4 protein-coding genes and 1 pseudogene are annotated in these 7053 nt (G+C 66.4%); all 5 read right to left on the bottom strand.

Annotated elements, in window-relative coordinates:
* Positions 1–153 precede the first annotated feature (153 nt).
* Positions 154–3507, bottom strand: coding sequence for an ATP-binding protein (locus tag Q1V87_RS04705; RefSeq protein WP_300591058.1), 3354 nt, complete (start codon positions 3505–3507; stop codon positions 154–156).
* Positions 3504–4163, bottom strand: coding sequence for a DUF4194 domain-containing protein (locus Q1V87_RS04700; protein WP_300591056.1), 660 nt, complete (start codon positions 4161–4163; stop codon positions 3504–3506). The genes Q1V87_RS04705 and Q1V87_RS04700 overlap by 4 nt, the downstream gene beginning before the upstream one ends.
* Entirely contained in the window at positions 4160–5611 is a 1452-nt protein-coding gene (locus tag Q1V87_RS04695) for a DUF3375 domain-containing protein (RefSeq protein WP_053547122.1), read from the bottom strand. Before Q1V87_RS04695 ends, Q1V87_RS04700 begins: the two co-directional genes overlap by 4 nt.
* A gap of 65 nt (positions 5612–5676) precedes the next feature.
* Positions 5677–6198: a DUF1877 family protein gene (locus tag Q1V87_RS04690; protein WP_053547121.1), complete on the bottom strand. Its 522-nt coding sequence runs from the start codon at positions 6196–6198 to the stop codon at positions 5677–5679.
* A 528-nt stretch (positions 6199–6726) separates the two neighbouring features.
* A pseudogene (locus Q1V87_RS04685) lies at positions 6727–7053 on the bottom strand (hypothetical protein); the annotation flags it as partial.

Raw genomic sequence — 7053 nt, 5'->3', positions numbered from 1 at the left:
GATTGAGATCGTCCAGCGCCTCCCGCTCCGTTGGCGGGCGGAGCGGAACGTCGAGCACGACATCGGTCTGCTGCTCGGCGGCCCAGGTGCGGGCATCGCGGTCGAAGAGTTTCTTCGCTCGCGCGCGCAGGTCAGACGGTGTGACAAGCGTGGTCACGCGCGCGACTCCGCGTGCGGCGGGGTGGCGACCTCAGGTTCATCGACCGAGAACACCACGTTCGCCAGCTGTGAGGCGTTGCGGTCGGGGTTCGATACCGACGTGATCGCGCCCACGTACGGCTCGAGCGTCTGCAACAGCTTCTGCGGTGTCGCGAGGATCATGTGGAATCCGAACTCTCGGAACACCTCCATCGCGTTGCGCGTGTATCGGCTGTCAGCCTTGTCGAACGCCTCATCGAGCACGATCGACCCGAACCTCGGAACCTCGTCCTCTTCTTCAGTCAGCTGGTACCGCAGCGCTGCCGCGAGGCAGAAGATGACGAGCTTCTGCCGCTGACCACCCGACAAGCCCTCTGCGGAGTCATACACCCGCACAACGCGGCCGGCGACGTCCTTCTCCCGCGCGAGGAAGCTCACGTGAAGCCTCGTGTCAAGCACTCGGTTGCGCCAGTCGATGTCGACGCGGTCCTTGGATCCGAGTCGACCGATTACGCGCTGCAGCACGGCGAATCGTTGCTCGGCACCGGCGGCCGACTCGTCGGCCCAGTTGCCTTCAACGATGCGACGGAGGTCGGTGAGGAACTCGTCGACCTCCGGGGTCCGCGTCGTCTTCACATCGATCTCGAGGAAGCGGTCCGCTCCCTCGAACGGGGACCGCCCCAGGGATGCGTTGACGGGGAGGATTCGCTCACGGATGAGACCCGGGGCGTCGCGGAGGTCGCTGAGCAAGTGTGCGACGACGTCCTGCGATCGTTCCCGCAACAGCTTGCGGAACTCGGACTCCTTCTCGGGCAGGCCGCGGGCGAGGATGCCTTCGCGCAGTTCCCGGTAGCCGTAGCGGTCGCGGATGTCAGCAGTCAGCTCTGCGGATGCAGCGGGCCACCCGAGCCGAAACTCGGCGGCGCGCCCGGCGAAGCTGGCCTCAGCATCCGCTGCGCGGCTGGCCGAGGCGTCCTTCTCCTTCGAGAGTGCCGACTGCACCTTTCGCGCGACTTCGTCCACCGTCTCCAGGCTCACGGAGCGTCGCTCGGCTCGGAACCGGCCCTCGAGGGCGTCGGCGATCCGCTCCTCGACCGGTATATATGGGGTGGCCTCGAGTTCGGCGACGTGTGCCTCGATGCTTTCGACGTGATTGCGGGCGACAGCGTGGGCTCCGAGCGCCCGTGCGTGCTTCGCGTTCGTTTCGTCCAGTCGCTGGGTCGCTCGCTCCGCGGCCTCCTGTGCTTCGCGGAGAGTCCCCGATTCGCTGGTGAGCACCCGGAGATCGTCGCGCTGGGCCGCGGTGACCGCCATCGCGGATGCGAGGTCCACTTGGTCCCAGCTGAACGTCGATACGCGTGTGAAGACGTCGCGCCGACTGACAGCGTCCTGACGAAACGAGTCGGCCTCGGCGTCGCGGGCGGATGCTTCCTCCATCGCCGCCATCGCTTCCCGCCGACGCTCCAGCAAAGCCTCGAGCCGCGCGTGGGTGTCGCCGCCCAGCACCCATCGAGTGGCATCACCGACCTCGTGACGGTCATCCTTCTCGTACCTGCGTGAGTTGCGCTTGACCAGGCCGCCGATCGTGACGCCACGCTCGACGTCATCAAGCTCGTCGGGGTGCGAAACGCAGGCGTAGTCGAACTCGGAGGCCATGCGCCTGCGGACGTAGGACGCGAAGGGCCCATCGCTCACCGTGAGGCGATGAACGAGCGAGCGGGCATCCTTAGGGCGACGCGGCTCGTCGACGGCGTGCGGGACCGCTTCGATGACGAGCCGTACACCGAGTGTCCGCGAGTCGGCTGCCCGACGTGCGGCGACAAGATGTTCGTCCCGCACGAGGAGCGTCGACGCAAACGGAGCGAGCACTCGCTCTGCCGCGCCGCGCCAGGCGGAGTGCTGCTCGGCGACCGAGATCAGCTCGCCCGCAAAGGGGAATGTCGATGCCGGCACACCGACAGCGTCCGCGAGGAATCGTCGTGCGCTCAGAAGCTTCTCGTCGAGGTTGCTCCGGTGATCTCTCAGCGCCTGAATCTGCCTGGTGACTTCGTCCAGCGCCTTACGCGCCTGACTCGCGGCGTCACGGACCTCATACGACACAGCGGGGATGTCGCGCGCAACCTCGGTGACGGCCGCGGCAAGGAGCTCCGCAAACTGCCCGGGGTCTTCGGGCATTGGTGCGCCGATGCGCATCAGCTCTGCGGTCAACTGAGCTCGATATTGCCTAGTGACGTCCTCGGCACGCTGCGCACTGTCGATCCGCTCCTGCAGAAGCTCGACGCGCGCGCCGCCCTCGTCCCGGACCCGCGCCTTCGCGGTTTCCAGCGCCTCTGCCGCCAACCGCTGCTCTCGCGCGGCGTCGCTCAGGTCGCTCTCGGCGCGCGCCAGCGCGGCGCGTGCGGGGCCCGCAGCTTCCTTCGCGAGCCGCAACTTGAGTCCCGCTGTGAAGGGCTCGACCCCCTCGTGCAGATCGGAGATCGCCGCCATCTCAGCGCCGGCCAAGTCGAACGCGGTGATCGCCTCGTCGACCTTGCGGAGCGCATCAGCCTGCTTCCTCAGGTCGACCACGTGCTTGTGCGCGGCATCGAGCTCCGTGAACTGCTCAACGGCGGTCTCGGCCCGCGCGAAGGTCCCTGGCTGGTCGAGCATGAACCCGCGGAACAACGCGTCGAGGGTGCCGAGGTTCTTCGCTGATTGTGTCTTGTGGAGAAGCTGAAGCGTCGCATCTCCGCGGAAGCCGAACTGACGGATGATCCGCTCGTGAAAGCGTCCGTGTCTCCCGCCGGTGGTGATCAGCGCGTCGGGGAAGGCCTTCGACATGCGACGCGCGTCAATTCCGCCTTCGACGTGCGGCTTCACGTCGAGAAGCTTCACGTGACCGCGGGTGAAGATCCGTGCGTCCTTCAACGCGGTCGGTTCGGTGCGCGTGCCCGGTGCGTGGAACACCCGCAGCAGGACGACCGGTTCATCGCGGAGATTCTCGTAGCGCAGCAGGATGCCGCTCCAGGTTGCCTTCGAGCGCAGGTAGGTCGTGGTGGCCCGATCGGCAGTCTCGTCAGCTTCCTTGCTCCAGGCGCCACGCACATAGCTCATCAGCGTCCGATCGCTCTGCCGGGAAGTACCATCCTGAGCCGCCGCGTTGAGGCGCAGCCACCTGTCGGGGGTGAGGACGGCGGCAATCGCGTCGAGTAGCGACGACTTGCCCGATCCGGATGCGCCGGTGAACAGGTGGCCGGCGCGCGCGACATCCACGGAGACGTGGCCGGCGAACGTGCCCCAGTTGACGAGTTCGATTTGGGCGAGTCGCCACTGGCCGGGCCTGGTCGGATCGACCTCCGGCTCGTCGGAGGGAAAGCTCAGCATCGTCATTCTGTGTCATCCTCGGCATCCGTCGACGGGGCAGCGAATTCTCCTCCGCCCTCTCGGGCGATCCGGTGGTACTCCGATGTGATCGCGCGGATCTGGTCGGCATCGACTAGCAGTCGGAGCACGGGCGAAATCTCGGCACGGTCATCGCCAACGGCGTGCAACACGCGGAGCTTGTTCTGCATCTTGTTCCACGACGAGTTGACGCGGCTCGCGAAGTCCTTCTCATCACGGTCCGGGGTGCGGAACACGGCGAGCTGCTCGAACACCTCCGCCTGCCCGACGATCACCCGACCGCGACCCTCCTCGCTCAGCAGCGTCTGGCGCAAGACAAGCAGCATTGCGGTGTCGAGGAACGTCAACGCCTCAGACCGCACTGCCTTCGGGGCGTCCTCGGACGGAGCGTTGCGGACGAAGGCGAACTCGTTGTCCCGATCGATGACCAATTCGAGGAACAAATCGGCGAGCCGGGAGCGGAGGACAGCCTCGTCGGTGAGCAGCACCGCCCACAGCTGCGCCTCGCGCGCTCCGGAAAGATACGGGCCACGCACCAGACGCAGCAAGACGCGCCTCGTGCGATCAGGGAGTTCGCCGGCGTCGCCACGCCAGAGGCCTCCGTGCTCGTCGGGGGCGACATCCGCCGTGGTCGACTCGGTCATGCCACCGCTCCTGTGAATCGGTGCGCGGCCACAATCGCCGCACGCGGAACTCCGTCGGCGCCCTGCCAAGCGAGTACCTCGGGCTCATCGTCAACGGTGCCCTGCTCGGCGGCGATCGAGAGAAGTCCGATCACGCTGCCGACCCCCTGCGTCGCGGGGTATCGAGCAAGGACATCTGCGACGGTGCACGAGGGCACCTCGGCGAGCAGGTCGTTGACGTTCCGGGTGAGTTCGTCGAAGTCGATCTCGGTTTCGCGAGCGATCGCCCGCAGCTCCTCGAGGCTCGCGAGGGATGTCGCCTGCGTGACGATCTCTTCGGTGGCGGCGAATTCGGCGGGGTCGTGAAGGTCGATCGCCCCGACGCTCGACAGCGCAACGGCCGAGAGATCCAGCGTGAGAGACGTCGGATGCCACGGACGCGTGTGTGCGGCGGCTTCCACCCCCGCGTGCTGAGCCTCCCGCAGAAGAGTCCGCAGGACCCGGTCGCGCTGGTAGTCCTGCGACTGCACGTAGCGGCGGAGCGCCCGGGCGAACAATGTGATGACATCGTGGATCTCCGCGCTTCGTCCCTTGAGCGTTGCGAGGAAGGCGCGCAGTGCCCGGCGCTCATCCGAGGTGAGATCACGAGCGAATCTGCGGTCGAGGATGCGACGGATGTCGGCCTCGAATGCGGCACCGAGTGCAGGGTCGAGCACGAGCTGGGAGAAGGCAGCGAAACTGCGGCCTGCATCCGAGTCGGAGATGTGGTCGATTCCGCGGAAGACTTCGTCGACGACTGACGCCTGAGAAACATCGGACTCGACGATCTTCGCCCTCAGCGACGCATTCAGCGTCTCGAACTCGGCACGCACCCGAGCAAAGTCGTCCGGCACGTCCGCCGCCTGCGCCAGCACGTCGCGAACGCGCTCGAGCGCCCGGTCTTCATCGATCGCGGACTCGTCACCGGAACGCAGGCTCTCGATCCGCCGCTCAATCGACTCGATCTCTTCCTCGAGTAGCGCGATGCGCGCTGACACGTCAGGATCGGTGTCGATCGCGAGGCGACGGACCTGCGCCGCAAGACTCGCAAGCCGAGACTCGGTCACACTCGAACGCGGGGCGGCACGCCCCTGTAAGAAGCGGATCCCGGCGATCGCATCCGGGGAAAGCTCGAGCGTCTCACCCCGCGCTTCCGATGACGGCCGACGCACCAGGAAGCCGGCCGATCGCCACTCCCCGCAGTACCCCTTCGCAGTCAGCGGCAAAATCAGCCCCTGCGCACGGAGCCGCTCGAGGTCGGCATCGATCCGCTCGTACAGCTCCTCAGCGTCGACTCGGCGCTCGTCTCCGCCCAGGTGGGTGCCGAGAAGACCGGCGACCACGGGTGCACTGTCGGCTCGAAGCAGCTTCCACGCCGCATCGCGCTCCGCAAGCTGGGCGAGCTCGAGAACCTGGGCGACGGCGGGCACGCGTCCATTCTGAAGGAACACACCGACATCCGTTGACGCGGCGGCGGCGGATAGCTCGGGCTGAGTCACCCGATGAGGTAGACCATCCCGCGACCGTCTGTCGCGAGCGCCTCGACGAATTCCTGTGCCCGCGTGAGGTAGTCGAGGACGTAGCGGAGCTCGTCGTCATCGTCGACTCCGTGCCGGCTTCGCCAAGTGCGCGCCCACGTTCGCGCCTGGTCCTCGTCGATCGCACAGAGGTCGTCCCGAATCGCTGGCACCTCCTCCGGGAGGATCGTCCTCACCCACGGGTCCCAGCCCATGTCGTGCATCGTCACGTTCCCCTCGAACATCCGGTAGCACGAGCCGGCGGCGGGACTTCCGGGCCCCGAGCGCGTGAGGGACTGCAAAGCGGACCATGCCTTGTCGAGATAGAGCATGTCGCGCTTCGGTGAGACCTGCTCGAACGTCGCGACACTCACGCTCGCGTGCGGCTCCAGGCCCCACGCGTCAGCGAGCGGGTCGCTGGAGAGGATGCTGTGCGGGTCATCGACCGCCTGCTGAGCAAGGTCGGCATCGAAGGCATAGGCGTAGTAGCGGATTCCCATGCGGCCAGCATCCCGACGCAGGCGCAGCCACGATCACCGCATCCGACGCCGTGGGGAGAACGCGCCCGAATCCGCCGCTGTGGAGGAACGGAGGCCTTCGCATGGCCCCGCCCCTGGAGACCGAGGGATATGCGCTCGCGGTCTCGCGGGCAGCGGCACTGAACCTTCGCCCGGTCCAGCCGCAACCGAGCAGGTTGATGAGCGGGAACTCATGATCGAGCTCAGATCGCCCAGAACGGAACGCTTCGCAAACGTGGCAGAAATGGCGGATTTCGTGGCAGATGCGAAATAAACAGCCGCTGATCTGGGATTTTTCTGCGGAGACGGAGGGATTTGAACCCCGCACCCACGCACAGAGTGGTTGGCGTTTGCACGCGCTCGCGTTGAATCGCAGAGGTTCGCGGCCATGTTGGCGGAGGTTCAGGGATACTCGCGGGTGTTCAGTTGTTCGCAGATTCTTCGCACGTCGCTGGAGTCGGCTCTGAGCCGGTTGCTCGGCCGGATTCACGCCCACTCGATCCGGAGCGACTACTCGGCGACTGACTCGGACCGGGTGTCTTCGGCTATCAGAGCTAGCCACTCGGCTTCGAGCGCGCTTCCGATGCGTTGCTCGCGAGCTACCGACTCTTTGAGCCAGGCGATCGTTGCGGGCACCATCGCGAGCAACTGCGGGTAGTTGAGGGCGGCCGGGTTCATGCCGAACACCAGGCCCGTCTTGACGAGTGTTCCCGACGTCGCAACAGTGTGGCCGAGCAGGAGCATCGAGCGGAGCTTGGCGATTTCTAGCTTGCGCTGATCGGCGCTCTTTCCCTTCGAGAGGGCGTCGAGTTGCCAGTACCCCCGGATGATCAGTTC

The organism is Microbacterium sp. (genome assembly GCF_030149085.1).
Taxonomy (GTDB): domain Bacteria; phylum Actinomycetota; class Actinomycetes; order Actinomycetales; family Microbacteriaceae; genus Microbacterium.
Note: the sequence above shows the minus strand (reverse complement) of the source record. Positions and strands in the feature narration are given on the sequence as shown.